This is a genomic window from Ensifer sp. NM-2 (genome assembly GCF_003024455.1).
Lineage (GTDB): Bacteria > Pseudomonadota > Alphaproteobacteria > Rhizobiales > Rhizobiaceae > Ensifer > Ensifer canadensis.
This window is the reverse complement of sequence record NZ_PVZR01000008.1, coordinates 28022-54575: the sequence shown is the minus strand read 5'-3', so window position 1 is coordinate 54575 and position 26554 is coordinate 28022. Positions and strand designations below refer to the sequence as shown.

Here is a 26554-nt window from a genome sequence, read left to right as displayed (position 1 = left end):
ACTGCGTGTGGCCTTCCGTACTCGATTTCGGGCGGTGCGCGCGAAAGTGAAAGATGCTCGATGAGAATACTCTACTCGCCCACATCCCCCTACTCCAACAAGGTCCGCATGGCCGCGCATTATGCCGGGTTTGCGGTTGAAAGCGTGCTGACCGATACCAATGCCAACTCGCCAGAGCTTATCGGCAGCAATCCGCTCGGCAAGATTCCGACGCTGATTACCGGCGATGGCAAGTCTATCTACGACAGCCGCACGATCATGCACTTCATCGACCGGGGAACGAAAGGCAAGCTCTACCCGAAGAATGCCGGCAAGCGCTTGGATATCGAAATCCTCGAGGCGCTGTGTGACGGCATTTGTGACTGCCTGCTGGCGATCGTCTACGAGAAGCGCATCCACCCGCCGGAAAAGGTCCATCAGCCCTGGATCGACATGCAATGGACGAAGATCGAACGCGGCCTCGACCATCTGAACGAAAACCTACCCAAGACCGGAGCCAAGCTGCATGCGGGGCATTTCGCGCTCGCGGCACTGCTGCGCTACATTGAGCTGCGCTTCAGCGGCGAATGGCAGCGGGGTCGCGCCAAGCTCAAGAACTGGCCGGCGAAGTTCGAAAAGCACTTTCCGGATTATTCCAAATTCAAAGCATAAAAAAAGGCCGGGTCACCCCGGCCTTCTTTCTTTGATCCGGCAGAAGCCGATCAGAACTTCACACCCATACCGACGCGAACGCTCTGCTCATCGTAACCGGTCGAGACGCTCGTACCGCCCATATGGAAGTCCTTCGAGCCGTAGTCCGTGTAGCGATACTCAACGCGGGCGGTGATGTTGTCCGTCACGAAGGTTTCGGCACCAGCACCAGCCGTCCATCCGACCATGGTCTTGTCGTCGGCGCCAGCCTGAGTTCTAACTTTGGCGTTACCGACGGCGAGACCGGCCGTGCCGTAAACCAGGACCGGGTTCAGATCGACACCGACGCGGCCGCGGATCGAGCCGTTCACACCTTGCGTAACGCTGCGGTTGCTGGAATGAGAATCGTTGCCGGCGTAGCCGATATCGGCTTCACCACCGTAAACCATTTGGCCGCTCTGAACGTTGTAGCCGCCATAGAGGCCGCCGCCAAATCCAACCGCGGGGTTGTTGCCGGTCGCGTCGGCTTCGCCATGGCGCCAATCAACGGTACCACCGACATAAGCGCCCGACCAGTTCTTCGCAGCCGGCTCGGTGTATTCAGCCGCCGGAGCCGCCGGAACTTCGTCGATCGCGTCTGCAGCGTGGGCGGCCTGGAAGGCGATGAGGGATACGGCCGAAGCCATGAGGGTGGTGGTGAACGTACGCATAAATATTCTCCTTTACGAACCGATGCCTCGAGGGTTGGGATCCCGCAATGAAACATCGGACAACTTTCAATTAACCCGCCCGGTTGAGCTGAAATTGGCCAGCAAATGAGGATTCACAAGAGCCAAAATGTGAAATTTTGGTGGCACAATCACGCCCAAAGTTTGATGTTGCTTTCACGCCACAGGAGTTTTATTAACCATCTTTCAAGATTAACGAAAGATATACTATATGGCTTCAAAATAATACAATTTACGCGAATTCCATTAATTTTTGCGAAATGAATCGTCAGGGAGAGTTTCAGGGCGGCGTTTCTTGCCTATATCTTCGTCCGCTGGCGCGAAGATTCGAAAAGCGGGATGAAACGTGAAGAAATCACTGAAGGCGGCACTCGTAACCGGTGGCGCCAAACGGATCGGCAAGGCTATAGTTGAAGACCTCGCGGCGCACGGCTTCGCGGTCGCAATCCACGCCAATGGCTCGCTCGATGAGGCGGAGGCGCTTGCGGCTTCGCTTGTCAAAACCGGGGTCGCAGCCGTTGCCGTGAAGGCGGACCTTACCGACACACAGGAAACCTTGGCGCTGATGGCGCAAGCCAACGAAGCGCTCGGACCGATCGACCTGATCGTCAACAATGCCTCGCTGTTCAAGAAGGATAGCCTCGACGCTTTCGACGAAGCCGTCTGGGACCGGCATTTCGCCCTGCATGTAAAAGCACCCTCCCTGCTCGCCCGCGATTTTGCCCGCCAGCTGCCACGCGGCGTCTCCGGCCTCGTCGTCAATGTGATCGACCAGCGCGTCTGGTCTCCAAACCCGCGTTTTTATTCCTATATGTTGTCCAAGTCCGCACTGTGGACGGCAACACAAACGATGGCTCAGGCACTTGCGCCGGATATTCGCGTCAACGGCATCGGCCCCGGGCCGACACTGCCGAACGAGCGGCAGGATCCTCGCGATTTCCAGGCTCAGGTCGATGCGGTGATCCTCAAGCGCGGTCCGGCGCTCGGCGAATTCGGGCGGACGATCCGATTCCTTTTCGACACGCCGTCGATTACCGGACAGATGATCGCGCTGGATGGCGGCCAGCACCTCGCCTGGGAAACGCCTGATATCAGGGAGATAGTGGAATGAACGGACGCGTGCCGACTGACGGCGGCATCCTTTATGACGGCAATGACATCGAAGACGACGACGACCTGATCGAGGCGCCTGAAGGCGTGCCCGCAGGCCCGGCGATCGAGTGGGCGGAGAATCGCAACGAGGTCGTGGGCCTCAAGGGCGCCGAACTGATCCAGGCCTTCGTCAAGCGGCTGCCGAACGGCCCTGGCGTCTATCGCATGTTCAATGAGGCCGGCGACGTCCTTTATGTCGGCAAGGCACGCAGCCTGAAGAAGCGCGTCGGCAACTACGCCCAGGGGCGCGGCCACTCCAACCGTATTTCGCGGATGATTCGCGAAACGGCGAACATGGAGTTCGTCACCACCCGCACGGAGATCGAGGCGCTTCTGCTTGAAGCCAACCTGATCAAGCGGCTCCGGCCGCGTTTCAACGTGCTTCTGCGCGACGACAAGTCCTTTCCCTATATTCTGGTCACCGGCGACAGCCGTGCGCCCGCCCTTTACAAACATCGCGGCGCACGCAGCCGAAAGGGCGATTATTTCGGCCCCTTCGCATCGGCGGGCGCCGTCGGACGCACGATCAACTCGCTGCAGCGCGCCTTTCTGTTGAGAACTTGCACCGACAGTGTGTTCGAGACACGCACGCGTCCTTGTCTTCTGCACCAGATCAAGCGCTGTTCGGCGCCCTGCACGGGCGAAATCAGCAATGAGGGTTATGCCGAACTTGTGCGCGAGGCCAAGGACTTCCTCTCCGGCAAGAGCCAGGCGGTGAAAGCGACGATTGCGGCGGCGATGGGCGAGGCTGCGGAAAACCTCGACTTCGAACGTGCCGCACTTTATCGCGACCGGCTCGCAGCACTCAGCCACGTTCAAAGCCACCAGGGCATCAACCCGGCCGGCGTCGAAGAGGCGGACGTCTTTGCGATCCACCACGAGGGCGGAACCTCCTGCATCCAGGTGTTCTTCTTCCGCACCGGGCAGAACTGGGGCAACCGCGCCTATTTCCCGAAGGCGGACCCATCGCTGCCGACGGCAGAGGTGCTTTCGGCCTTCCTCGCGCAGTTCTACGACGACAAGCCCTGTCCGCGGCAGATCCTGCTGTGCGAGGCAGTCGAGGAGCAGGAACTGCTCGGCCAGGCGCTCAGCGAAAAGTCGGGCTACAAGGTGTCGATCCAGGTGCCTCAACGCGGCGAAAAGAAGGATCTTGTTGATCACGCGCTTGCCAACGCCCGCGAGGCGCATGGCCGCAAGTTGGCTGAAACCGCGTCGCAGTCGCGACTGCTCGAAGGTTTTGCCGAAACGTTCAAGCTCGAACGCGCCCCACGGCGGATCGAGATCTACGACAACTCCCACATCATGGGCACCAATGCCGTCGGCGGCATGGTGGTCGCCGGCCCTGAAGGTTTCGTCAAAGGCCAGTATCGCAAGTTCAACATCAAATCGACCGACATTACGCCCGGCGACGACTTCGGCATGATGCGCGAGGTGATGACCCGCCGCTTCTCGCGCCTGCTCAAGGAAGAAGGCAAACCGGACCGGACTGCCGAGGTCGCCGAAGATGCAGCCTTCCCGGCCTGGCCGGACGTCATCCTGATCGACGGCGGCCAGGGACAGATGACGGCTGTCCGCACGATCCTGAGGGAATTGGATGTCGAAGACTGCGTGACGGCGATCGGCGTCGCCAAGGGTGTCGACCGCGACGCCGGGCGCGAGCGTTTCTTCGCGCTCGGGCGCGACAGCTTCACCCTGCCGCCGCGAGATCCGGTGCTCTATTTCATCCAGCGCCTACGGGACGAGGCGCACCGTTTTGCCATCGGCTCCCACCGCGCGCGGCGCAAGAAGGAGATGGTCAAGAACCCGCTCGACGAGATTGCCGGTATCGGGCCGACGCGCAAGCGAGCATTGCTCACCCATTTCGGTACCGCCAAGGCCGTTTCCCGCGCCGGCATGAACGACCTGATGGCGGTCAACGGCATTTCCGAAGCGGTCGCCCGGCTGGTCTACGAGCATTTCCATGAGGACGCGGCAAAATGACCGTTGCAGCGCAGCATGTCGAAGAGGACACGCGGAAGACGCTGTAATGGTTCAACCTTGCCGCATCGTTTCGCCCCCCGATCGATACCGATTTAAGGAATTATGCAGTGGCAATTCACCGGGCGTTCAGGTGAGATGCGCCAATTATGACAACCTTCGCACAATGATTTGTTGACCTGAGGGTCGCAAAGTCATTCTGTACCTCCGAGGAAGACAGAGAACCCGAATCCATGCCCACGCCCGTCGCCTACAGCATCCCCAACCTGCTCACCTATTTCCGAATCCTGATCGTGCCGCTGATCGTGCTCTGCTTCTTCGTCGAAGGCCGGCTGCACAGTTCGGATTTTGCGCGCTGGACGGCGGTCACTCTCTTTGCCATCGCCTCGATCACCGACTTCTTCGACGGTTATCTCGCCCGCATCTGGAAGCAGACCTCGAACATCGGCAAGATGCTCGATCCGATCGCCGACAAGCTGCTGGTCGCCTCGATCCTGCTGCTCGTTGCCGCCGACGGCACGATTGCCGGCTGGTCGATCTGGGCCGCCATCATCATTCTGTGCCGCGAGATCCTCGTTTCGGGTCTGCGCGAGTATCTGGCAGCGCTGAAGGTCAGCGTCCCGGTTACCCGCATCGCCAAGTGGAAGACGACGATCCAGATGGTGGCGATCGTCTTCCTGCTGGCCGGCCCCGCTGGCGACAAGATCCTGCCCTATACGACCGAGGCCGGTATCGTTCTGCTGTGGATTGCCGCGGCGATCACGCTCTACAGCGGTTACGACTATTTCCGCGCCGGCCTGAAACATGTGGTCAACGAATGAGCACCGTCAATCTCGTCTACTTCTCTTGGGTGCGCGAACGCATTGGCAAGGGTGAGGAAACGCTGGAAGTCCCGGCCGACGTCGTCACCATTGCCGATTTGCTTGCGCATCTGAAAACCCTTGGGGAAGAATACGAGACGGCGCTCGAGCACCAGAACGTCATCCGCGCAGCGATCAACCAGGAGCATGTCGAGCATGGCGAACCGATCGCCGGCGCGCGCGAGATCGCTCTCTTCCCGCCGATGACCGGTGGCTGACGCCATGGGCGCGGCCGTCACCGTGCGCGTGCAGTGCGAGGACTTCGATCTTTCGGCCGAGGTTTCCAAGCTCTCTTCCGGCCGCCCTGACATCGGGGCGGTTGTGACGTTTTCGGGCCTCTGCCGCGACGAAGCGGGCACGCTGACCGCTCTCGAGTTAGAGCATTATCCTGGAATGGCCGAAGCCGAAATCGAACGCATCTGCAGGCTGGCGGTCGAACGCTTCGGGCTGCAAGCGGCAACGGCGATCCATCGCTACGGCAAGATCAATCCCGGCGAAAACATCGTGCTGGTGATCACCGCCTCGCCGCACCGGCAGGCGGCTTTCGATGGCGCCAACTTCATCATGGATTTCCTCAAGACCTCCGCTCCCTTCTGGAAGAAGGAGCACTCGAGCGACGGAACGGCCGGCGGTTGGGTCAGCGCCAAGGATGCCGACGACACGGCGCGTGATCGCTGGAAACGCTGACATCAGGGGATGATTTTCTCCTGCCGCGTCACCGCGAGCACGATGACGAGGAAGCCGAAGATCGCGAAATCCCGCCAGAGGATCGGGCCATACGCGCCCCAGAGCGTTTCGAGCAGGCCGATCGCTGCTGCACCGAGCGCGGCACAAAGCGGCGAGGTCTGGCCGCCGATCGCCGCGATGAACAGCACCTTGACCCCGAAGGTTAGCCCGGTGCCGAAATCCATGTTGCCATAGTAGGACGCGGCCAGGATGCCACAGCAGGCGGCGATCAGCGACGCGGCGCCATAGGCGGCGATATAGACACGCGCCGCATCGATGCCGCACAGGGCAGCAGCGCCACGATCCTCTGACACCGCTCGCCACGACCGCCCGGCGCGACTATGCGCCAGAAACCAGTGACCGCTCGCGACCAGCGCCACCATCAACAGCGTGTTGAGCAACTGGATCACCGTCAGCGTCACCGGGAACTTGGCATCGGACCAGAAGACGATGTTGCCGTTCAGAAACGGTGGCAGCCACAGGCTCTTCGTTTCCGACGCCAGCCGCGCGGTCTCCATCAGCACCAGAAGACAGCCAAGCGACGCGACGACGACAGTGTTGGCCGACGAGAATGCAAGCGGGCGCATCACATAGCGCCCGGCGACAAGCCCTGCCCCGACGCCGAGTGTGAGGCCCGCTGCGGCGCCGAGGCCGAGCGCTACCGGCAGCACCAGCCACAGTTGGTTCCAGCCGAAATTGGCAAACAGCACGAACATCTGGCCGGCGAAGGCAAAGAGAGCACCGTAGGTGAGATCGGCCCGGCGGGTCACGGCAAAGGCGATGGCATAGCCGAATGCCAGCGCAGCATAGAGCGCGGCGATAGGGACGGCATTGGCGATCTGCTGCAGGAAATAGAGCATGGCGCATCCGGGAGCGTGACAACATCAATATAACTGGTAAAATCACATTTACCAGTTAGGATTTGTTCATGACCTTCACCTGGACCGCACACCGATTTGCCGGCGGCGCGCTGGCGCTGGATGTCGCCAACTCCGTCATCCTGCGCTTTGATCCCGCGAGGCGGATCGATCGCTTTGCCGACGTCCCGGCGCTCGACGGCTTCGCCGGAGCCGCCAACCGGTTCTGCGCCGAGAGCCAACGCTTTGGCACGCTGTTGCCCGTTGCCGAGCCGAACCGCACCAGGCTCTTGACGTTGCGCGAGGCAACGGATCGGCATTTTCGGGCGCAGGCGGAGGCCGAGCAGCGGGTAGACTTGATGGCCGACCTGCTCGAGGCGATCGCCGCGGTGTTGCGTGGTGCCGGCAACGGTGGAGACGCCGTCGCGCTCGACACCGCTACGGCCCATTCCGCACTCAGCCTCGTCGCCAATCCCGAACCCGATCGGCTGAAGATCTGCCCCAATTGCGGCTGGCTATTTCTGGACAGGAGCCGCAACCGCAGCCGGACCTGGTGCGACATGGCCGTCTGCGGCAACCGCAGCAAGGCCAAGCGTCACTATCGCCGCAGCAAGGAGGAGGCACAATGATAATACGGACGATTGCAACGCTTGCGGCCATGATGACGGTGATGCTGATCGCCGGCTGCCAACGGGAGACCGGCCCCGATCCGCTAAAGCTGACTGGCAAGATGTTCATCTTCAACTACCGCCTCGCCTATGCCGTCTACACGATCACGCTCCAGAAGACGGAGCCCGTGCCCGAGGGTAGCATTGTCATCGCGACATTCGAGAACCCGGTGGGCGGCGAGTCGCTCAAGGTGACGCGCAAGCTCTTTCCAAAGCTCGACAGAGTGGTGCTGGAAAGTCCCGATCTGACTTGTGTGAAAAAGGAAAGGCCCTATGCGGTGACGATCGAGGTGAAAGGACCTGCGGGCGAAACGCTGCAGAAACTGGAGACCACCGTCACCTCCGATGTCGACCAAGATATCTTGCCGGCGAAGCCACTGGTCGAGGGTCCGGCATACGACAAGAATCCGGCGGTCTTCCGGGACGGCAAGGCGCCGGAGCATTTTGAAACGGCAAAGTGCCCGATATGAAAAAACCGGAGCGTTTCCGCTCCGGTTCAATCGAGTGATTTCAAGCCGTTATGGCCGGAAATGCAGATATTGAATTCAGCCGACGATTTCGGTGCCGGAGAACCAGTATGCGATTTCTTCAGCAGCCGTTGCCGGAGCGTCCGAACCGTGAACCGAGTTTTCGCCGATCGAAAGGGCGTGAACCTTGCGGATCGTGCCTTCATCAGCGTTTGCCGGGTTGGTGGCGCCCATGATTTCGCGGTTCTTGGCGATGGCGTTTTCGCCTTCGAGAACCTGAACGATGGTCGGGCCCGAAGACATGGACTCGACGAGTTCGCCGAAGAACGGACGTTCCTTGTGAACGGCGTAGAAGCCTTCAGCTTCGCGGCGGCTCATCCAGACGCGCTTGGAAGCAACGACGCGCAGGCCGGCGTCTTCGAGCATCTTGGTGATGGCGCCGGTCAGGTTACGCTTCGTTGCGTCCGGCTTGATCATCGAAAAGGTACGTTCAATCGCCATTGGCTCAATTCCCTTGTTTTCTTGAGAAGTGGCGGTTCATTAGCCGCCAATTCCGCGCAAAACAAGGGGGTTCACTCACGATTCGCCGCGAGCCTTGCGGGTTTCACGCCGCTGTCACAGAGCGGCCGATGCCATCGTGCAGGTCGAGGCAACGCTCGAACCAGTCGGTGACCGGATCGCCTTGGGAAAGCAGGCGTTGCGGCGAAACGATACGCGCCCATTGCAGCGCACCGAAGACGATGTAGTCGGCAAAGAGTGGCCGCTCGCCGCCGAGATAGGGCTGAAACTTCAGCATATGGCGCAGCGGCTCAAGCTTGTCGGAGAAGGTCGCAAGGGCCGCGCCTCCGGTTTCAGCCACCGCTTCGAGCGAAGTGCCGAAGCGCGCCTCGCGACTTTCGCGGAAATAGACCCGATCGACCGGATCGAGCCTGTCGTGAATATCCTTGATGATGATGCGAGCGATTGCCGGATGCAGCGTCGTCTGCGACCAGCCCTCGATGAAGCGGGCCATGGCCATGCCGCCCGGTCCGCCAAACAGCGACGGCCGATCCGGGTAGTTCTCGTCGAGATAGACGGCAATCTCAAAACTGTCCTGTACCAGCCGGTCGCCGTCGCGCAGAAGCGGCACGAGCTTGGTGGCGCCTTCCTCTACCTTGGGGATCTCGGTAAAGCCGATCGGAACGACGTCGAAGTCGAGCCCCTTATGCGCAAGCGACAGCTTGGTCTTCCAGACATGCGGTGAAAAAGGTCGGGCCCTGTCGGCACCGCAAAGCGAATAGAGTTTCCTGCTCACGTGATCTCCCGGCGAAAATTGGATCGTCTCACCTCATTCGACGCCAGACGGATCGAACGATCAAATGATTAAATTTCATGGGTGGCATTCGCCACAGGAATGCGGATCTGCGCTAACTTCGCGACCACGAAGGAGAAACAGATGCTCGATCATTTTCGCATGTTCGCCGACTACAACATCTGGGCCAACCGCCGGCTCTACGCAGCGGCCGCAGAACTTCCGGACAGCGAACTGAGGCAGAGCAAGGGTGCATTCTTCGGGTCAGCGCTTGCGACGCTCAATCATATCCTTGCCGCGGATCGGATCTGGATGAAACGTTTCACCGGCGAAGGCGACGCGCCGACAGCGCTGGATACGATGCTCCATGAAGATCTCGCCAGCCTTACCAGCGCACGCGAACGGGAAGATGCGCGAATGATTGCCTGGATCTACGGGCTCGATGAGGCGCGGTTTGCCGCCACCTTCAATTACACGACGCTGAGCTCACCAGTGATCGTCACGCAGAAGCTCGGGCCAACGCTCGCCCACGTCTTCAATCACCAGACCCATCACCGCGGCCAGGTGCACGCGACGCTGACAGCGCTTGGGCGTCCATCAATTGTGCTGGATCTCGCGTTCTTTTTGTGGACCGAAGGCGAAAAGTGGGCGAACTAAAACAGCCCATCTGGCACTCGGCCGCAGATGATTAAGCGACAGTCCGGGCTTGGGCCTTCCGTTCACAGCCGCCTTGAGCAATTGGCGTTGCAAGAGCCAGGCGGCGAGGCCAAGCGCGATGCCGCCTGCGATCGAGACTGTGGAAAAGAGCACCGTTGGGAGATGCGGCTGCAGCGGCGTCATCAACAGCTCCGGCACGAAACGGTGCAGGATGTAGATATGGAAGCCGGCAGCCGATAGCGGCAGCACCAGCTGCGCTGCCCAGCGCGGAACGCTGACGCGCGGCGCATAGACCAGAGCAACGAGCACGGCGATCAACAGCAGATACTTGATCTTCGTGCCGATCCAGACGCCCTCGTAAAGGCCGAAAAACAGGAAGGCGCCAGCTCCCGCGACCACCAGAAGCAGTCGCTGCAGATGCGTTTCGGCGATCGCGGCGCACCAGCCGATCACAGCGAGATAGAAGATCCATGGCAAGGTGAAGATCTGCCGGTTGCCGATCGGCCAGAGTATCGGCAAGGCCAGCCTGGCGATCAGCGCCACGCCGAGCAACAGCATGCCCATCGCAAAGGGCTGCCGAGCAGCAAGCCGCCGGAAGCGCTGGATCGCGAACAGCGCCACGAAGACCAGCATCATCTGGCAATAGGCTTCGATGAACCAATAGAGGTAGGGCACCATGCCACGGGTCTCCGGATCGGCGAAACCGAAATTGCCGACAAGGAAGATCGATGCCCAGGGGACTTCGCCCCAAACGGCGGCATAGGCGCCGACAATGAGATAATAGGGCACGAGGATCTGCGTGAGTGGTCGCAGAATAGCCAAGCCACCACCGGCCAGAAGCGGCCCCATCTGGAATCGGGCGAGGCTGAAACCGGCAAGGATAACCATGGCAGCCGATCCGCCCGGCAGCGGCCACAGGGTTTCGTGGTGAAGAACGACGAGCAATATAGCCAAGGCACGGATGATCAGATCCATTCCGATCCTTGCCGTCGCCGTTTCTCGCTTTTCCAGCGCCGCAAGTGTTGCGATCGGCATGGCCTCCCACATCTCCGGAGCCTGTCCAAGCGCCTTTTCGAGACCAATCGAGAGCTGCACGAAACGCAGCGAATCTCCGCCGAGCGAGAGGAAGCTATCCTCCGGCTTCACCCGTGCAGGATAGAACACTTGCTGGAAGAGGCTTTCGATACCTTCGCGATCGCCGTGGCCGGCGGCGATCGCCTGCTTTGCTGCAAGGCTCAGGGCACCATAGTCGACTTTGCCCGATGGCAACCTCGGGATTTCCGGCACGTGCGTGGCCATGATGTGGGCAAGTGTCAGGCCGCTCGCGGCAACGAGCAGGCGGCGCACGTCCTCGAGTCGGCCTTCGCCCTGAAAGAAGGCATGCAGCCCTTCGTCATCGCCGACGATTGCCGCCACAACACCGCGCCGCTCGAGCGCGTGCTCGAGGGTATCGTGGCCGATGCGCAGGCCAGCGATCTTGGACATGCGTTTCATGCGTCCAACGATGCGGAAAAGGCCATCGGTTTCGCGGACCGCCAGGTCGCCCGTATGCAGTTCGTCAAGGTCTGCGCCGCGGGCCAGGTCCTGCCGCGACGAGGCGTAGCCCATCATCACATTGGGGCCGCGATAGACAAGTTCGCCGGCGACACCGGCACCGGCAATCGCTCGCCCCTCATCATCCGCGATCGATAGCATGCCACCGGGAATGGCGACGCCGATCCGGTCTTCATTGCCCTTGAGCCGCGCGGGGGGAACATAGGCGATGCGGGCCGTCGCTTCGGTCTGACCGTACATGACGAATAAAGCGGCGCCTTGGGCGCGAAGATGCTCGTCATAGGCACGAACGCGCTCCGGCGCCATACGTCCGCCGGCAACCGTCATGAAACGCAGTTGCGGGAACGCACGGTCGCGAAAGCCGACCTTTTCCAGGAGTTCATAGGAATAGGGCACGCCGGAAAGATTGGTGCAGCCGCTGGCCGCAAGACCGTCAAGGAATCCTGGATCAAGGATCGAGCCGCTGGGAACGTAAAGGCTGGCGCCGACAGTCAGATGGGCGTTCAGCACCGAAAGGCCATAGGAGTAATGCAGCGGCAGGATCAAGCACCTGCGATCGTCGGCGCCAAGCTCCAGATATTCGGCAATCGAGCGGGCATTGACCGAAACATTGCCAGCCGAAAGCCGCACCGCCTTGCCGCACCCGGTACTGCCAGAGGTCGACAGCAGGAGGCCGAGGTCCGGATGCAACGGCTTGTCACTGCCCCCCAGATGTTCGGTTCGCCAACGGCCGTCGATCCGGCAATAGGCACAGTCCGGTTCGAACATGTCCGTCCAGGCCGCAGTGCCGGCGGCGCGCGGCGCCTGCATGGCAACCACATGTCCGGCCTTAAGCGCTGCGAGATAGGCAATGATGGCATGTTCGGAGAGTTCGGGCTCAAGCTTTATCAGCGCGCGGGTGCGCGGAAAAAGTGCGACCTGACGGTCGACCCTTTCGTGCAGGTCGCGGTAGCTGACGAAACGCCGACCGGGAAGAACCAGAGCGGGACGCTCGCCCCACGCCGCAAGATCCGCGATGAATGAAGGGGGCATTGTCAAACCATCACTCTGCATTCGAGCCTCCCGCCCGATTTAGCAAGGCGGGATATAATTGTTGACAAGCTCCGTCAACTATAAACATGAACTAAAACAGCAACTTTCGACTTTCCGCTCCAATCGGTTGCGCCAGTCCCTCCTGCGGTGGGATTTCGACAACCATACCGGGCAGATCTGGTATCGCGCCTGGTATCTTCAGACTCCCTTAAACGCAGCGCCGCCATAGTGTTTTCGGATCCCATACAGGCATCGAGGACGACCACGGAATGACCAGGCAAGTTGCCGCGAACACCGGCCGATCGCAGACGAAAAGCACCACCATCATTTTGAAGGTGGCGCAATCCATGTCTCAGCTTGGCATCGCGGCACTGCCACGCAACTATGAACTTGTCTATGAAGCCTTGTCCGGCCGGCTACCGCAGCTTTCGCGCGATCTGGCGGCGCTCGGCGCCACGCCGCAGCAGGACGCCCTCGACGAACTCGGCCTCAAGCATCATCTGGTGGCTCACGGGGCACTTGCCGCCGACAGGGCAAGGGCAGCAGCACAGGAGGCCCTGAGCGAACTTGCTCTGCAGCTGAGGCACAGCCTGGCGCAGAAACACGCCTTCAGAAGCCAGCTCGACCGCTTCAAAGACCGCCTGGTCGCCGACCCGGTTGCCGGCCTGTCGGAGTTTGCCGACGACGCAGCGAGGTTGCGGGATGCGGCCGGCCTGCTGATGAATGAAGAACAGGCTTTTCAAACAGCCTTGCAGGTAAGCGCCGAGCGCTTTGCAGCGCTGGAAGGCGAGTTCGCCGAAAGCCGCAAACCGTTGACCCGCGACCCCGCCACCGGCCTGCCCAATCGCCTGGCCCTGGCGGCGCGTTTGAGAACAATGCTGGAAGCCGAAGGCATAACCGAGCCGGTTGCCCTGCTTGTCGTGTCAGTCGAGGGGTTGCGCGGTATCGCCGAGCAGCACGGCGGCAGCGCGGCAGAAAAGGCGCTCGGCAAACTTTCGACGCTGTTTCGCAAGTCGATCAAGAAGAGTGACTTCGTCGCACGCGTCGGCGGCCAGGAATTTGCGTTCCTCTGCAGCGACGTCACAGAGGAGAACGCCGAAGCAATTGCGCAGCGCATCCAGCAATCGGTGGAGGCGCTGCGCGTCGCCCTGCCCGGCCGTGCTTTCACGACCGAAACCCTTTCGCTCTCGGCCGGCATCGCGACGGCCCAGCCGATGGCGACGCCAGCCGACGTCATGCAGCAGGCCGAACTGGCGCTTGCGGCCGCCCGAACGGGATCGCGCTCGGGAATTCTTGCCTATACGCCGGAGCTTGGCGGCAAACGGGCGAAGATCTATTCGCCGCACGCTGCCTAAAGCGCGTCGCGATCTCCAGGGTTCATGCCGCTTCTGACTGCCGCTCATGCACGGCCATCCGGCTCGTGCCGATTTCGCAAGCCTTGTCACCCAGCCGACCGAGCAGGCGATGAAGATCCGTGCGCTCATTGTCATCGAGCGCCGAGAAAAGCTCTTCGATCATCTGACGACGTGGCCGGAGCGCCGCTTCGAGGCCGGCCCGGCCGAGGTCGGTAATCGAGATGATCTTTGCTCGCCGGTCCTCGGGATCCGGCTCGCGGACGACCATCCCGTCGCGCTCAAGTCCGTCGATCGCCTCAGTGACGGTTCGCGGGGCAAAGCTGAGTGCCGAAGCGATGTCGGCGCAGCGACATGGCCCGAGTTCGCTGAGATAGAACAGGAACTTGCTGCGCGCGAGCGAGACGCCTTCTTCACTCATGGACGCGTTCACCAGGCGGTGGACGCAGTGGTAGAGTTCGAAGAGCCGCTCAGCGACGTGAATTTTTTCTGTCATGGCAAATCACCTCATTGGCAACGCCAAAACGAGATAACCCGGCCCCGCTTGGCGGGACCGGGTTATCTGGTCGTCCGTTTGGCGTGGGTTATTGACTGTCCTGACCGGTCTTGCCGAAGGCCTTCGCATTGCCGTTGGCAATCGCGCCTGTCGCCGCGGCGTCAACCGCCTTGTTCTCGATACCGGCATAGTAATCACCACCGTCGACGGTGTTTGCGGACACGCCGGCACCTGCCGAAGCGTCTGCACGACCGGTAAAGAGCGGCTTCGGGCTGACGCCTTCATAGTAGCTGCCGCCGGCAAAGGCGGTGGATGCGCCGGCCAACGTTGCCGCTGCAACGAGAAGCGTTGCGATGGACTTTTTCATGGGAGTTTTCCTTGATGGGGATGGAGCGTCATGGGGCTGGAAGCCCCATGACCGGAGACGGAATGCGCCTTAGCGGGAGATGCCCTGGTAGTATTCGCCTTCGCCGCCCTGAACAACCTGCGGCCTGGCATCGTAATTGTGGACCGAGCCGGTGGACGTACGGTCGACATATCCGGCTTCCGAACCGCGGATGTTCAAGGCGGAGCTACCGGCGGCCTTGGGAGCGCGTTCGGTAAACAGCGGGGTCGGGCTGATGCCTTCGTAATAGCTGCCGCCGGCAAAGGCGGCGGAGGCGCCGCCGAGAACGGCTGTTGCAACGAGAGCTGCGGCGAGTGCGGTGTGGATCGTGGTTTTCATCGTCTTTGCTCCTGGGAGGCTCGTTCGCTTGAACGAGGGTTTCATCAAAACTACGTTTGGCCGGATCGGTCTTTCCTGGAACGCGGTGGCCTTGCCGATGGCGTTCAGTCGATCGAGGCGGTCGGAAGAGCTTTCGCTGCCCTTCGCTTAAACAGATGGTCCCTCACGATGAGGATGTGTAGTATCGATTGTCGGAACGCGTTGTTCATGAATTGATAACAATGGCCCCTTGAAATCCGCGAACCAGACATCCACGCGCCGGGCCGAAACTGCAGTCGCGACGCACCTCTTGCCTTCCGGCTCAAGTCCGGGCAAAAGGCCGCAATGATCCAGATTTCCGGCCTTTCCGCCCGCATCGCGGGCCGTCTCCTCATCGAAAACGCATCCGTGACGCTTCCGGCGGGCACGAAGGCCGGGCTAGTCGGACGAAACGGTGCCGGCAAGTCGACGCTGTTCCGTATCATTACCGGTGAGTTCGCTTCGGAAGCCGGCACAATTTCGCTGCCCAAGAATGCGCGGATCGGCCAGGTCGCACAGGAAGCGCCCGGCACCGAGGAACCGCTGATCGAGATCGTGCTCAAGGCGGACAAGGAACGCACGGCGCTGGTCGCCGAGGCGGAGACCGCGACCGACCCGCACCGTATTGCAGAAATCCAGACCCGGCTCGCCGATATCGGCGCCCACTCGGCGGAGGCGCGTGCGGCGAGCATTCTCGCCGGCCTCGGCTTCGATCACGAAGCGCAGCTGCGCCCTGCCTCCTCCTTCTCCGGCGGTTGGCGGATGCGCGTGGCGCTCGCAGGCGTTCTCTTCTCCGAGCCGGACCTGCTGCTGCTCGACGAGCCGACCAACTATCTCGACCTCGAAGGTACGCTCTGGCTCGAAGATTACATTCGCCGCTATCCGCACACCGTCATCATCATCAGCCACGACCGCGATCTGTTGAACACGGCGGTCAACGCCATCGTGCATCTCGACCAGAAGAAGCTCGCCTACTATCGCGGGCCTTACGACCAGTTCGAGCGACAGAAGGCGGAAGCCGACGAGTTGCAGATGAAGGCGAAGGCCAAGAACGACGCGGCGCGAAAGCACCTCCAGAGCTTCATCGACCGCTTCAAGGCCAAGGCCACCAAGGCCCGCCAGGCGCAGAGCCGCGTCAAGGCACTGGAGCGCATGGGTACGATTGCGGCCGTGATCGAGGATCACGTTCAGGGCTTCTCCTTCCCAGAGCCGGAGAAAGAGGCCGCATCGCCGATTATCGCCGTCACCGGCGGAACCGTCGGATACGAGCCCGGCAACCCGATCCTCAAGCGCCTCAACCTGCGGATTGACACCGATGATCGCATCGCGCTGCTCGGCTCGAACGGCAACGGCAAGTCGACCTTCGCCAAGTTCATCTCCGGGCGGCTGGCGCCAGAATCCGGCGAGTTGAAGATCGCGCCGAACCTCAAGGTCGGCTTCTTCGCGCAGCACCAGCTGGATGATCTGATCCCGACCCAAAGCGCCGTCGAACATGTGCGTCGTCGCATGCCGGAAACACCGGAAGCCAAGGTGCGCGCCCGCGTGGCGCAGATGGGCCTGGCGACCGAGAAGATGGAAACGCCTGCCAAGGACCTCTCGGGCGGCGAGAAAGCACGCCTGCTGATGGGGCTGGCTGCCTTCGACGCGCCCAACCTGCTGATCCTCGACGAGCCGACCAACCATCTGGATATCGACAGCCGCAATGCGTTGATCACCGCGCTCAACGACTATTCCGGCGCCGTGATCCTGATCTCGCACGACCGCCACCTGATCGAGGCGACCGCCGACCGGCTGTGGCTCGTGCGGGACGGAACGGTGACGAGCTACGACGGCGACCTGGAAGACTATCGGAGCCTGATCGTCGGCGGCCCTAAGGCCAAGGAGGACAAACCCAAGGCAGCCGGAGCGGACGATTCCCTGTCAAAGGCGGACCAGCGCAAGGCCAACGCGGACAAGCGCGCATCGCTGGCACCTCTCAGAAAAAAGATCAACGAAATCGAATCGCTGACGGGAAAGCTGGAGAAAGTGATTCAAGCGCTCGACGCTGAACTCGCCGACCCAACGCTTTACGAAAAGTCGCCGGCGAAGGCCGCGCAGAAGGCCAAGGAACGCTCCGACGCAGTCGACAAACTTGCGCATGCCGAGGAACAATGGCTCGAGCTCTCGTCCGAGTACGAAGAGGCGATGGCCATCTGATCCGACACTTTCGAAATGGCTGTCCCGGCACGTCGCCGGTCAGCCGAGTTCGAAGGTGGTGATGCCGTAGATGCGGGCGAGCGGCAGATCGGGCACGACGCCTCGATACATCCGCGCCGTTTCGAAAACCGGTTTCATGTTGTAGCGCTCGCAGAGCGCACGCGCCGAGGCATTCGGCTCGGGAATGTCCAGGTGGATCTCCTCGCCCTTCACCGTCGCAGCCAGCTTTCGAAACACCAGGTCGGCTGCCGTCTCGCTTTCGGAAAAGAGCGGACCGATCCTGTAGCCCTGCCGGCAGGCGCGCAAGGTGCCGTAGCCGGCAATCGCACCGTCCCGGAGCAGCACGACGCTTCGTCGCGTACGGCCCGGTCTCAGCCATTCGGTGAGAAAAGTGTCGCGCCGGGCTGGCATGAAGCGACGGTCGTAGTCGATCAGCATCGGCATGTGGATCGGCGCAACCTCCACCAGGTCCGTACCCGGAGGCTCGACCGCGTCGACGATGCCGCCATAGCGGATATTGGCGTGGGCGAGAACGAAGCCAGACCGCCGGTAGTTCTCCTGCTCGGCAACGACACCGTCGAGACCGACAATGCGTTGTCCCGCCGCCGCCAAGGCGTGCTGCCACATCTGGCCGCCGATACCCTGCCGGCGGAAATCCGGTGCCGTTATGTAGAAGCCAAGGAAGGCATAGTTCTCGTCGTAGCGCACCAGCGATATGGCGGCTGCGAGCTTGTCCTCGCGCTCCGTCACCCAGTATCCTTCCGGATCCGCCGCCCAGAATGCCGCCGCATCGTCGAGCCCCGGGTTCCAGCCTTCGCGGGCCGCCCAATCGATGATGGCATCGAGTTCGTGGCGGCTGGCATGGCGGATTTCGTGGTGCATAATCTCTCCTCGTTCTGCCGGTCACCGCGCGTGTCGCGTTTGCTGCACATGTGGATTGGCATCATGGATTGTAGAAGCTACTGCATGCTCCTTAAATCCTATTCGATTTAAGGATAAAAACATGCAGCAATTCAAAGTGCTACAGCGACCTTTGCGCGTCTGATAAGACGCGCGGCGCTGTAGGGCACAGGAGGCCAGAAAGAATGGGTCCGTTGCCGTTTGTTTGGCGTTCAGCAAACCGGGCTCGCGTCTCTTCGGCAGTGCTTGCCCGCGCCGCGCAATCTGCTACAAGAACCGACAATAAATCATACTAATATGAGCGAAACACCATGCCTCCAATTCAAATCGCGCTTGTCGGCGTCGGCAAGATCGTTCGTGACCAGCACCTGCCGGCCATTGCCAAGAACGACGACTACCACCTGATTGCTGCGGCGAGCCGCCACGGCACCGTCGATGGCATCGATAATTTCAAGTCGATCGAAGCGATGCTGGAGGCCGTTCCCGCAATCGACGCGGTATCGCTCTGCATGCCACCGCAATACCGGTATGAGGCCGCGCGCACGGCCCTTGAGGCCGGCAAACATGTCTTCCTCGAAAAACCGCCAGGCGCCACATTGAGCGAAGTCGCGGATCTGGAGGCTCTGGCTGCATCTAAGGGGCTGTCACTGTTTGCAAGCTGGCATTCGCGCTATGCACCGGCAGTAGAGGCAGCGAAGTCGTTTCTCACCGCGACCGCAATCCACGATGTGAAGATCATCTGGAAGGAGGACGTGCGGCACTGGCATCCGAATCAGGAATGGATCTGGGCGGCCGGTGGCCTCGGTATCTTCGATCCGGGTATCAATGCGCTGTCGATCGTAACGCATATCCTGCCACGGCCGCTGTTCATAACCGCAGCCACGCTGGAATTCCCGGAGAACCGCGACGCCCCGATCGCCGCCACGATCGCCTTCACCGACGCGAACAAGCTGGCGGTTTCGGCAGAGTTCGACTGGCGCCAGACCGGTAAACAGAGTTGGGACATCGTCGCGCAGACCGCATCAGGCGAAATGGTGCTTTCGGAAGGTGGCGCAAAGCTCTCGGTCGACGGCAAGATTGTGCATGAGGAGCCGGAGCAGGAATATCCGATGCTCTACAAGCGCTTCGCCGAAATCATCAGGGCCAAGACGTCGGACGTCGATCTGGCGCCGCTGCGCCATGTCGCCGATGCCTTCATGCTCGGCCGACGCAAATTCGTCGAAGCCTTCCACGACTAGGCGTCCGGACAGGATCGAAAAACAAAACCCGCGGTTTGCCGCGGGCTTTGTCTTCTTGAAGCCGTTCTTGCGTCGCTCAGGCCTTCTTTTCCCAGCGTCCGTCACGGTTCTGTTGCCAATAGGTGAGGTTGTGGCCCTCACCCTTCAGCCGCTTCCAGTGACCGCGAGCGGCTTCGAGCTGTTCCTGGTCGTAGCCGTCGAACATGAAGACGATCCGCTCGTAAGTATCGACCGGTGGCGGGTTGGCACCGTCGACGACGAAGCGAACGGTTGCGGCATTGTGATTGCCATCGTCCGCCACCAGGAGAACCGGCTGCTCGGCAGCGAGTTCCCCGGCATCTGTCCCGTGCGGCAGGAAACTTTCGTCCCTGTAAACCCAGAGATGCGTATCGAGCGCATCGCGCCTCTCGCCATCGACCGTCTGCACCACCACCCTCCAGCCGCGCTCGACGCTTTTATCGAGCAGCGGTGGAAGTGCGTCCTCGAGCTTCGATTCCGTCAGGTGATAGAAAAGGACCTCGATCACACCGATCTCTCCACGACCTTCACCGCGGCTCACGATGCCGCTCAGGACTCATAGCTCGCGCGGACCAGCTCATCGAGCAGGCGAACGCCGAAGCCGGAGCCCCAGGATTGATTGACTTCGTCGGTCGGCGAGCCCATGGCGGTTCCGGCGACATCGAGATGCGCCCAGGGCGTATCCTTGACGAAACGCTGCAGAAACTGCGCCGCCGTAATCGCGCCGCCATGACGTCCGCCGGTGTTTTTCATGTCGGCAAACTTGCTGTCGATCATCTTGTCGTATTCCTTGCCGAGCGGCATGCGCCAGAGGCGCTCCTGCGTGGCAATGCCGGCGGCCAACAGCTGGCCGGCCAGGCGGTCATCATTCGAAAACAGGCCGGCGTGATGGGTCGCGAGCGCAACCATGATGGCGCCTGTCAGCGTCGCAAGGTCGATCATGGCCTGCGGCTTGAAGCGGTCGTTGCAATACCAAAGTGCATCGCACAGAACGAGACGTCCCTCGGCATCGGTGTTGATGACCTCGATCGTCTGCCCTGACATCGAGGTGACGATGTCGCCTGGGCGTTGTGCGCTGCCATCCGGCATGTTTTCCACAAGCCCGATGATGCCGACGACGTTGACCTTGGCGTGACGGGCAGCGAGCACGTGCATCAAGCCGGTGACGGCGGCAGCACCACCCATGTCGCCCTTCATCTCTTCCATGCCGGCCGCGGGCTTGATCGAAATGCCGCCGCTGTCGAACACGACGCCCTTGCCGACGAAGGCGACCGGGCGATCCTTGGACTTGCCGCCCTTCCACTGCATCACGACCAGCCGCGGCGGACGCGTCGAGCCCTGGGCAACGCCGAGCAACGCACCCATTCCAAGCTTCTTCATTTCCTTTTCGGTGAGGATTTCCACCTCGACGCCGAGCTTTTCCAGCTCCTTCGCCTTGGCGGCGAACTCCAGCGGACCGAGGACGTTTGCCGGCTCGTTGACCAGGTCGCGGGCGAGAAATACGCCCTCGCCGACCGCCTGCGCCGTCGCAAAAGCCTTCTTCGCTGCAATCACCGCGCCGGTAACGATCGTCACCTTGACCGGCTTGCCTGCCGGCTTGGCATCGTCGTCCGCTTTCTTCGTCTTGTAACCGTCGAAGCTGTAGGCGTTCATTTCCATGCCGAGCGCAAAGTCGGCCGCCGCCTTGCCGGTGACATCGAGGTCGGGGACGTCGATGAAGATCGTGGCCTTGTCGGCTCCACGCAATTTTGCGGCTGCCGCGCCGCCTGCCTTCAGCCAATCGTGATCGGTCAATGCATCGGTGTCACCAAGACCAAGAACCACGATCCGGTCCGCGGGCGAGCCATGCGGGGCAATGATATCGAGGGTGGAGAATGCCTTGCCGCTGAACTTCTTGACCTTCGCCGCCTTGGCCAGCACGCCTTCCGGATCGGCGACATCGGCGCCCGCCGCCTGTCCTGCGGCGGCTTTCAGGAGGACCGCAACACCACCCGCCGGGCGATGGGACTTGGCGAAGGTGAACTCAAATTTCATAGACATTACAAAACTCCGGGCATTTTTCGGTCTTACACGACCCGCCCTGTTACCGGGGGGTGACAGTGACAAACATTCGCTGCGTCTACCACCGTCAAAGCTGTGGTCGGCACCCTTCTCGCTTTTCAACGGCTTGGCAAGATGCCCGCAGATGTTTACATGCGGTTAACCGAGGTTCTTCGTCTTAAATTATCCCAGTTGCTTTACGATTTGAGCAGCGCCGGACGTGAGACGGAAGCTCGGTTCCCGCTGATGGCGGCGGCAGCAACAGGCGTTTCGATGCGGCGGTGCGGCACAGAAACATGAGCATGGATTTGGACCGGAAACGGACATGAAGCTGATCGAACGCTACATTTTCCGGCGTGCCCTGACCATGTTCCTCGCTACGCTTTTGCCGTTGCTCGGCATCGTGTGGACGACGCAGGCCCTGACCAACGTCAACCTGGTTACCGATAGCGGGCAGTCCGTCTTCGCCTTCCTGAAGCTGGCAACGCTCATTCTGCCGTCGGTCGTGCCGATCATTCTGCCTTTCGCCCTGGTGATCGGCGTAACCCAGACGCTCACGACGATGAATACCGATTCGGAGCTGACGGTGCTGAACGCGGCCGGAAGCTCGCGCATGACCATCATCCGGCCGATCATCTATCTCGCCGCTGGCCTTAGCGTCCTGTCGTTCGTGGTCGACAATTTTGTCGAGCCCTATTCGCGCGTCGCTGTGCGCAAGATGCTAGCAACGGCCAACGCCGACCTGCTTTCCTCGGTCGTCCAGGAGAACGCCTTCCGCAAGATTACTGACGGCCTCTATGTCCAGGTTGGCGGCCGGCGCGGCGGTGGTGTGCTTGAGGGGATTTTCGTTGCCGATTCGCGCAACCCGGCTTTCGAGCTCGTCTATTATGCGCGCGAAGGTGCCGTGGACGAGAAAAGCTCGGCGCTGGTCATGAAGGACGGCGAAGTCCAACGCAAACTGCCGGACGGCGGCGTGTCGATCATCAAATTCGATTCCTACGCCTTCGATCTGGCCGACATGACGAAGGCGACCCGCGAAGCGACGATACGCGCCAAGGATCGCGACCTTCCCAATCTTTTCAATCCGGATCCCAATGATTCTGTCTACCAGGGCAACCCGCTTGCCTTCACCGCCGAACTGCACCGCCGCCTGACGGAATGGACGTTCCCGCTGGTGTTCGGCCTGATCGCGCTTGTCTTCTGCAGTGATGCACGCTCGCACCGCGAGGCGCGCGTCCATCCGATGGTCAGCGCACTCGGCTCTGCCCTCGTCATCCGATGGATGACGTTCTATGCGGGCAACAGCGCCGAGGATTCCGTCTGGTTCGTTCCGTTGATGTATATCGTGCCCCTTGCGACCGGAGCGCTCGCCATTCACCAACTCGCCAGCAACCGGCGTCTCGACATTCCGATGACCTGGCAGGAAAAGCTGTCCGAGCTGATGGTTCGCCTTCGCCTCGTGCGCCCCTCATCTGACGGGAGCAACGCATCATGATTTTCACCACACTCGGCCGCTACTTTCTGACCCGTTATGCTGTCACGACCTTCTGGTTTCTGGTCGGCATTTTTTCGCTGGTCTTCATCATCGACTTCAGCGAACAGGCGAGCCGCCTGTCCAACCTTCCGCACTATTCGGTCACCGGCGCGTTGCTGATCAGCGCGTTCCGGATCCCGACCATCCTGCAACAAACCGTGCCCTTCGTGGCACTCTTCTCGGCGATGGCGGCTCTGATCTCGCTCAACCGCCGCTACGAGCTCGTGGTTACCCGCGCCGCGGGCATTTCGGTGTGGCAGTTCCTGCGCCCGTTCGTGCTTGGCGCCTTCCTGTTCGGCGTACTCGCCGTGCTTGCGCTAAACCCGCTCGCAGCCTGGGGCACGAAGAAGGAAGAGACCCTGCTTGCTGCCCTCGGGTCATCGCGCACCTCGGATGCCGGCTCGATTCCCTGGCTGCGACAGATCTATGAAGGCACCGATACGATCATCGGCGCACGCTCGGTTCAGGATGGCGGCACCACACTTCTGAACGTCACCGTCATCCACTTTGATCCACAGGGTTCGATCATTCTGAGACAGGATGCCGCCTCCGCTAAACTCGAAGATGGTTACTGGCTTCTTAATGGCGTAACGGAAACAAGCAGCGGACAGCTGCCTCGCCGTCTGCAAACGGCACAACTCCGCACGAATCTGAAGCCAGAGTTTGTTCAGGAAAGGCTTGCAAAGGCTGATTCCATTCAGTTTTTCGACCTTCCGCGGAAGATCGAGGTGGCGCGCTCCTTCGGCTTTTCCACAAACGGCATGGAAACCCAATTCCACTCCCTGTTGTCACTGCCGCTGCTGCTTGTCGCCATGACGCTGATCGCTGCGTGCGTGTCGCTGAAATTTAGCCGGTTCAACCAATCGCGCTCGGTGATTCTCGGTGGAATCCTGTCGGGCTTCGTGCTTTATGTCGTCACCGTGCTTGTCAAAGCATTCGGGAGCAGCGGTATTGTACCTCCCTTCGTTGCAGCCTGGTTGCCAGTTGTTGTAGCGATGGCGCTGGGCTCGACGATTCTTTTAAATCAGGAGGATGGCTAGTGGCGGTAGGCAACCGCAAACGTACAAAGCTGATCAACGCTGCCCTGCTCGCAGGAGTGGCGCTGCAGACACTTGCCATGGGAATGAGTGCACCCGCGCTCGCGCAGCAGACGTCGGAGCGCCTTGATTCGCTGCGCCCGAACATGCCGGAAGATGCCAAGCTGCTTCTGTCCGCCAATGAGCTTGTCTATAACAAGGACGCCGAAAAGGTCATCTTGCGCGGCAACGTGCAGATCGATTACGGCGGCTACAAGATGGTGGCCCGACAGGTCGAATACGACCAGAAATCGGGCCGCATTCATGCCACCGGTGAAATCCAGTTGATCGAGCCGGGCGGCAATGTCGTCTATGCCGAAAAGATGGACGTCACCGATGACTTCGGCAACGGCTTCATTGATGCCTTGCGGATAGAGACGACCGATCTGACACGGCTTGCTGCGACCAGCGGCGAACGGCGGAACGGCGAAGAATTCATCCTCAACGAGGCCGTTTACACCGCGTGCACGCCCTGCACGACGAAGCCCGATCACCGTTCGCTGTGGCACATCAAGGCCCAGCGCGTCGTCCAGAATGGACGTACGCGGACGATACGGCTGGAAAACGCCCGTTTCGAGCTTTTTGGCAAGCCCATCGCCTATATTCCGGTGATGGAACTGCCTGATCATACGGTCAAGCGCAAGAGCGGCTTCCTGTTCCCGCAGTTTCAGTACACACAGAAGCTCGGCGCAGGCGTGGGCGTCCCCTACTATTGGGCGATCTCGCCCTATATGGACGCGACCGCCACCGTGACGGGCCTGAGCCGCCAAGGCTTCCTGCTCGAAGGCGAGTTTCGCCAGAGCTTCCACAACGGCCTTCACACCTTGCGCTTCGCCGGCATCAGCCAGCTCGACAAGAGCCGCTTCACGCCTGGTACGGTCGACGCGCTTGAAACGAACCGCGGCATGGTCGCTTCCAGGGGCGTATTCGAGATCAATCCGCGCTGGAGCTTCGGCTGGAACGTCCTCGTCCAATCCGACAACAACTTCGCCAAGACCTACGAACTGTCGACTTTCGACGGAACGACCTACGTCAACCAGGCGTATCTGACCGGGCTTGGCAAGCGGAACTTCTTCGACCTGCGCGCCTTCTATTTCGATATCCAGGACGCAGATCCGAACAGCATCGCTGAAAACCAGCAGCCTACCGCGCAGGTTCTGGATTATTCCTACAAGGCGCCAGAGCCGGTATTGGGAGGCGAACTTTCGGCGACGGTGAACCTCACCAACATCAAGCGAAACCGGCTTGACCTTGACGCCGTTCCAGACGTCAACAGGTACCTAGGTCTCGAGGGCACGTCGCACCGCCTCACGGCCGAACTCGAATGGAAGCGTACCTACATTGCTCCGGGCGGGTTCGTGCTGACGCCGTTGCTTGCCGCGCGCGGTGATGCGCTCGGCCTGAACATGACGGATCCGGGGCCTGGTTATGCCGGGGATTATGACAACAGCGACGCCGCGACGCGGCGGATGCTGACGGCGGGCCTCGAAGCGCGCTATCCGATCCTCTTCGTCGGCGACAACAGCAGCCACGTACTCGAGCCGATCGCCCAGATCTATGCCCGTCCCGACGAGCAGCATCCCGGTGGCCTGCCAAACGAAGATGCGCAGAGCTTTGTCTTCGACGCGACGAACCTGTTTGATCGCGACAAGTACTCCGGCTTCGACCGCATCGAAGGCGGCACGCGCGCCAACGTCGGTCTTCGCTATACCGGGACATTCGACAGCGGCTACGGCTTGCGCGGCATCGTCGGCCAATCCTACCAGCTTGGCGGTTTGAACTCGTTCGCAACGGAAGACTTGGTCCAGGCGGGAGCGAATTCGGGCCTCGAGAGCACACGGTCCGACTACGTCGCCATGTTCGGTGTCGATGCGCCGTCTGGCCTTATGGCCAGCCTTTCCGGCCGTCTCGATGAAGAGGACCTGGCGCTGCGTCGCGCCGATGCCACCGTGGGGTATCTTGGCCTTACCTGGCAGGCGGCAATGACCTATACGCGCATCGAGGCGCAGCCGCTTTACGGCTCGCTCGACAACCAGGACGAAATCCAGACCGCGGCGGCCTACAGGTTCCACGATTACTGGTCCGTCTTCGGCGCGATAACCTACGACATCAACAACGATGTCATCTCGCGCAATGGCTTCGGCATCACCTATGACGATCAAGACACGCTGTTCTCGCTCGTCTACAAGCAGGAACGCGATACCGACAACACGATTGCGAACGACTGGTCGATCGGCGCCCGCATCAGCTTCCGTACGCTTGGCGACGTCAATGTCGGCGACACGAAGTTCGAAGAGCTGGACTACTATTGATACGCTTCGATCCGAGGGGCATTCGCCACATGTTTGCCCCTCTGCCCGCTG

General features: G+C 61.0%; 26 protein-coding genes. 15 read left to right on the top strand and 11 right to left on the bottom strand.

The window, feature by feature from the left end:
- Positions 1-60 precede the first annotated feature (60 nt).
- Positions 61-651, top strand: coding sequence for a glutathione S-transferase (locus tag C6558_RS17400; RefSeq protein ID WP_025426486.1), 591 nt, complete (start codon positions 61-63; stop codon positions 649-651).
- A 50-nt stretch (positions 652-701) separates the two neighbouring features.
- Here the strand turns inward: C6558_RS17400 and C6558_RS17395 are convergent, their stop codons facing one another.
- Positions 702-1340 (bottom strand): outer membrane protein, encoded by a 639-nt coding sequence (locus C6558_RS17395; RefSeq protein ID WP_025426485.1) that lies wholly within the window; start codon positions 1338-1340, stop codon positions 702-704.
- 364 nt (positions 1341-1704) lie between these two features.
- On the opposite strand from C6558_RS17395, the gene C6558_RS17390 reads away from it, so the two are divergent.
- The 5 genes from C6558_RS17390 to C6558_RS17370 all read left to right on the top strand — a co-directional run bounded on the left by C6558_RS17390 (position 1705) and on the right by C6558_RS17370 (position 6034).
- On the top strand, positions 1705-2469 hold the full coding sequence (locus C6558_RS17390) for an SDR family oxidoreductase (protein ID WP_025426484.1): 765 nt from the start codon (positions 1705-1707) through the stop codon (positions 2467-2469).
- A complete protein-coding gene (gene uvrC / locus C6558_RS17385) occupies positions 2466-4490 on the top strand; it encodes an excinuclease ABC subunit UvrC (RefSeq protein WP_025426483.1) in 2025 nt (674 codons plus the stop codon). The genes C6558_RS17390 and uvrC overlap by 4 nt, the downstream gene beginning before the upstream one ends.
- Before the next feature lie 230 nt (positions 4491-4720).
- Entirely contained in the window at positions 4721-5308 is a 588-nt protein-coding gene (pgsA, locus tag C6558_RS17380) for a CDP-diacylglycerol--glycerol-3-phosphate 3-phosphatidyltransferase (protein WP_025426482.1), read from the top strand.
- On the top strand, positions 5305-5565 hold the full coding sequence (gene moaD, locus C6558_RS17375) for a molybdopterin converting factor subunit 1 (protein WP_057211447.1): 261 nt from the start codon (positions 5305-5307) through the stop codon (positions 5563-5565). Before pgsA ends, moaD begins: the two co-directional genes overlap by 4 nt.
- A 4-nt stretch (positions 5566-5569) precedes the next feature.
- Complete coding sequence (locus tag C6558_RS17370; RefSeq protein ID WP_084814304.1) at positions 5570-6034, top strand: molybdenum cofactor biosynthesis protein MoaE; 465 nt, start codon at positions 5570-5572, stop codon at positions 6032-6034.
- 2 nt (positions 6035-6036) lie between these two features.
- Here the strand turns inward: C6558_RS17370 and C6558_RS17365 are convergent, their stop codons facing one another.
- On the bottom strand, positions 6037-6933 hold the full coding sequence (locus C6558_RS17365) for a branched-chain amino acid ABC transporter permease (protein ID WP_025426479.1): 897 nt from the start codon (positions 6931-6933) through the stop codon (positions 6037-6039).
- Between the two features lie 68 nt (positions 6934-7001).
- Here C6558_RS17365 and C6558_RS17360 point away from each other — a divergent pair, with 68 nt between their 5' ends.
- Both C6558_RS17360 and C6558_RS17355 read left to right on the top strand, forming a co-directional pair.
- Positions 7002-7559, top strand: a complete 558-nt coding sequence (locus C6558_RS17360; protein WP_025426478.1) for a CGNR zinc finger domain-containing protein — start codon at positions 7002-7004, stop codon at positions 7557-7559.
- Positions 7556-8068: a hypothetical protein gene (locus tag C6558_RS17355; RefSeq protein WP_038575989.1), complete on the top strand. Its 513-nt coding sequence runs from the start codon at positions 7556-7558 to the stop codon at positions 8066-8068. The genes C6558_RS17360 and C6558_RS17355 overlap by 4 nt, the downstream gene beginning before the upstream one ends.
- A 75-nt stretch (positions 8069-8143) precedes the next feature.
- On the opposite strand, the gene ndk is transcribed toward C6558_RS17355, so the two are convergent.
- Together ndk and C6558_RS17345 are read right to left on the bottom strand one after the other, a co-directional pair.
- Positions 8144-8566: a nucleoside-diphosphate kinase gene (gene ndk / locus C6558_RS17350; protein ID WP_025426476.1), complete on the bottom strand. Its 423-nt coding sequence runs from the start codon at positions 8564-8566 to the stop codon at positions 8144-8146.
- A gap of 103 nt (positions 8567-8669) precedes the next feature.
- Positions 8670-9359 (bottom strand): glutathione S-transferase family protein, encoded by a 690-nt coding sequence (locus C6558_RS17345; RefSeq protein ID WP_025426475.1) that lies wholly within the window; start codon positions 9357-9359, stop codon positions 8670-8672.
- A 141-nt stretch (positions 9360-9500) separates the two neighbouring features.
- Between C6558_RS17345 and C6558_RS17340 the strand changes: the two genes are divergently transcribed.
- A complete protein-coding gene (locus C6558_RS17340; RefSeq protein WP_025426474.1) occupies positions 9501-10013 on the top strand; it encodes a DinB family protein in 513 nt (170 codons plus the stop codon).
- On the opposite strand, the gene C6558_RS17335 is transcribed toward C6558_RS17340, so the two are convergent.
- Positions 9954-12599, bottom strand: coding sequence for an AMP-binding protein (locus tag C6558_RS17335; protein ID WP_371412275.1), 2646 nt, complete (start codon positions 12597-12599; stop codon positions 9954-9956). The genes C6558_RS17340 and C6558_RS17335 overlap by 60 nt on opposite strands.
- A 269-nt stretch (positions 12600-12868) precedes the next feature.
- On the opposite strand from C6558_RS17335, the gene C6558_RS17330 reads away from it, so the two are divergent.
- Complete coding sequence (locus C6558_RS17330) at positions 12869-13954, top strand: GGDEF domain-containing protein (RefSeq protein ID WP_025426472.1); 1086 nt, start codon at positions 12869-12871, stop codon at positions 13952-13954.
- Positions 13955-13976: 22 nt separating this feature from the next.
- Here the strand turns inward: C6558_RS17330 and C6558_RS17325 are convergent, their stop codons facing one another.
- The 3 genes from C6558_RS17325 to C6558_RS17315 all read right to left on the bottom strand — a co-directional run bounded on the left by C6558_RS17325 (position 13977) and on the right by C6558_RS17315 (position 15171).
- Positions 13977-14447 carry a MarR family winged helix-turn-helix transcriptional regulator gene (locus C6558_RS17325; protein WP_025426471.1) on the bottom strand — a complete coding sequence of 157 codons (471 nt, stop codon included), beginning with the start codon at positions 14445-14447 and terminating at the stop codon, positions 13977-13979.
- A gap of 88 nt (positions 14448-14535) precedes the next feature.
- Positions 14536-14814, bottom strand: a complete 279-nt coding sequence (locus C6558_RS17320) for a hypothetical protein (protein WP_025426470.1) — start codon at positions 14812-14814, stop codon at positions 14536-14538.
- 69 nt (positions 14815-14883) lie between these two features.
- Positions 14884-15171, bottom strand: a complete 288-nt coding sequence (locus C6558_RS17315) for a hypothetical protein (protein WP_025426469.1) — start codon at positions 15169-15171, stop codon at positions 14884-14886.
- A 324-nt stretch (positions 15172-15495) separates the two neighbouring features.
- Between C6558_RS17315 and C6558_RS17310 the strand changes: the two genes are divergently transcribed.
- The gene (locus C6558_RS17310) at positions 15496-17385 is read left to right on the top strand and encodes an ABC-F family ATP-binding cassette domain-containing protein (RefSeq protein ID WP_057211449.1); all 1890 of its coding nucleotides are present in this window, start codon (positions 15496-15498) and stop codon (positions 17383-17385) included.
- 39 nt (positions 17386-17424) lie between these two features.
- Here the strand turns inward: C6558_RS17310 and C6558_RS17305 are convergent, their stop codons facing one another.
- A complete protein-coding gene (locus C6558_RS17305; protein WP_025426467.1) occupies positions 17425-18267 on the bottom strand; it encodes a GNAT family N-acetyltransferase in 843 nt (280 codons plus the stop codon).
- A 329-nt stretch (positions 18268-18596) separates the two neighbouring features.
- On the opposite strand from C6558_RS17305, the gene C6558_RS17300 reads away from it, so the two are divergent.
- Entirely contained in the window at positions 18597-19523 is a 927-nt protein-coding gene (locus C6558_RS17300) for a Gfo/Idh/MocA family protein (protein WP_025426466.1), read from the top strand.
- 76 nt (positions 19524-19599) lie between these two features.
- On the opposite strand, the gene C6558_RS17295 is transcribed toward C6558_RS17300, so the two are convergent.
- Positions 19600-20049: a DNA polymerase III subunit chi gene (locus C6558_RS17295; protein WP_107027578.1), complete on the bottom strand. Its 450-nt coding sequence runs from the start codon at positions 20047-20049 to the stop codon at positions 19600-19602.
- Positions 20050-20090: 41 nt separating this feature from the next.
- Positions 20091-21581, bottom strand: a complete 1491-nt coding sequence (locus C6558_RS17290) for a leucyl aminopeptidase (protein ID WP_025426464.1) — start codon at positions 21579-21581, stop codon at positions 20091-20093.
- A 325-nt stretch (positions 21582-21906) separates the two neighbouring features.
- Here C6558_RS17290 and lptF point away from each other — a divergent pair, with 325 nt between their 5' ends.
- From lptF to C6558_RS17270, 3 genes are read left to right on the top strand one after another with little or no spacing between them, the layout of a single operon-like run.
- Complete coding sequence (gene lptF / locus C6558_RS17280; protein ID WP_025426463.1) at positions 21907-23076, top strand: LPS export ABC transporter permease LptF; 1170 nt, start codon at positions 21907-21909, stop codon at positions 23074-23076.
- Positions 23073-24155, top strand: a complete 1083-nt coding sequence (gene lptG / locus C6558_RS17275; protein ID WP_025426462.1) for an LPS export ABC transporter permease LptG — start codon at positions 23073-23075, stop codon at positions 24153-24155. Before lptF ends, lptG begins: the two co-directional genes overlap by 4 nt.
- Positions 24155-26503: an LPS-assembly protein LptD gene (locus C6558_RS17270; protein ID WP_025426461.1), complete on the top strand. Its 2349-nt coding sequence runs from the start codon at positions 24155-24157 to the stop codon at positions 26501-26503. The genes lptG and C6558_RS17270 overlap by 1 nt, the downstream gene beginning before the upstream one ends.
- The last annotated feature ends 51 nt before the right edge of the window (positions 26504-26554 follow it).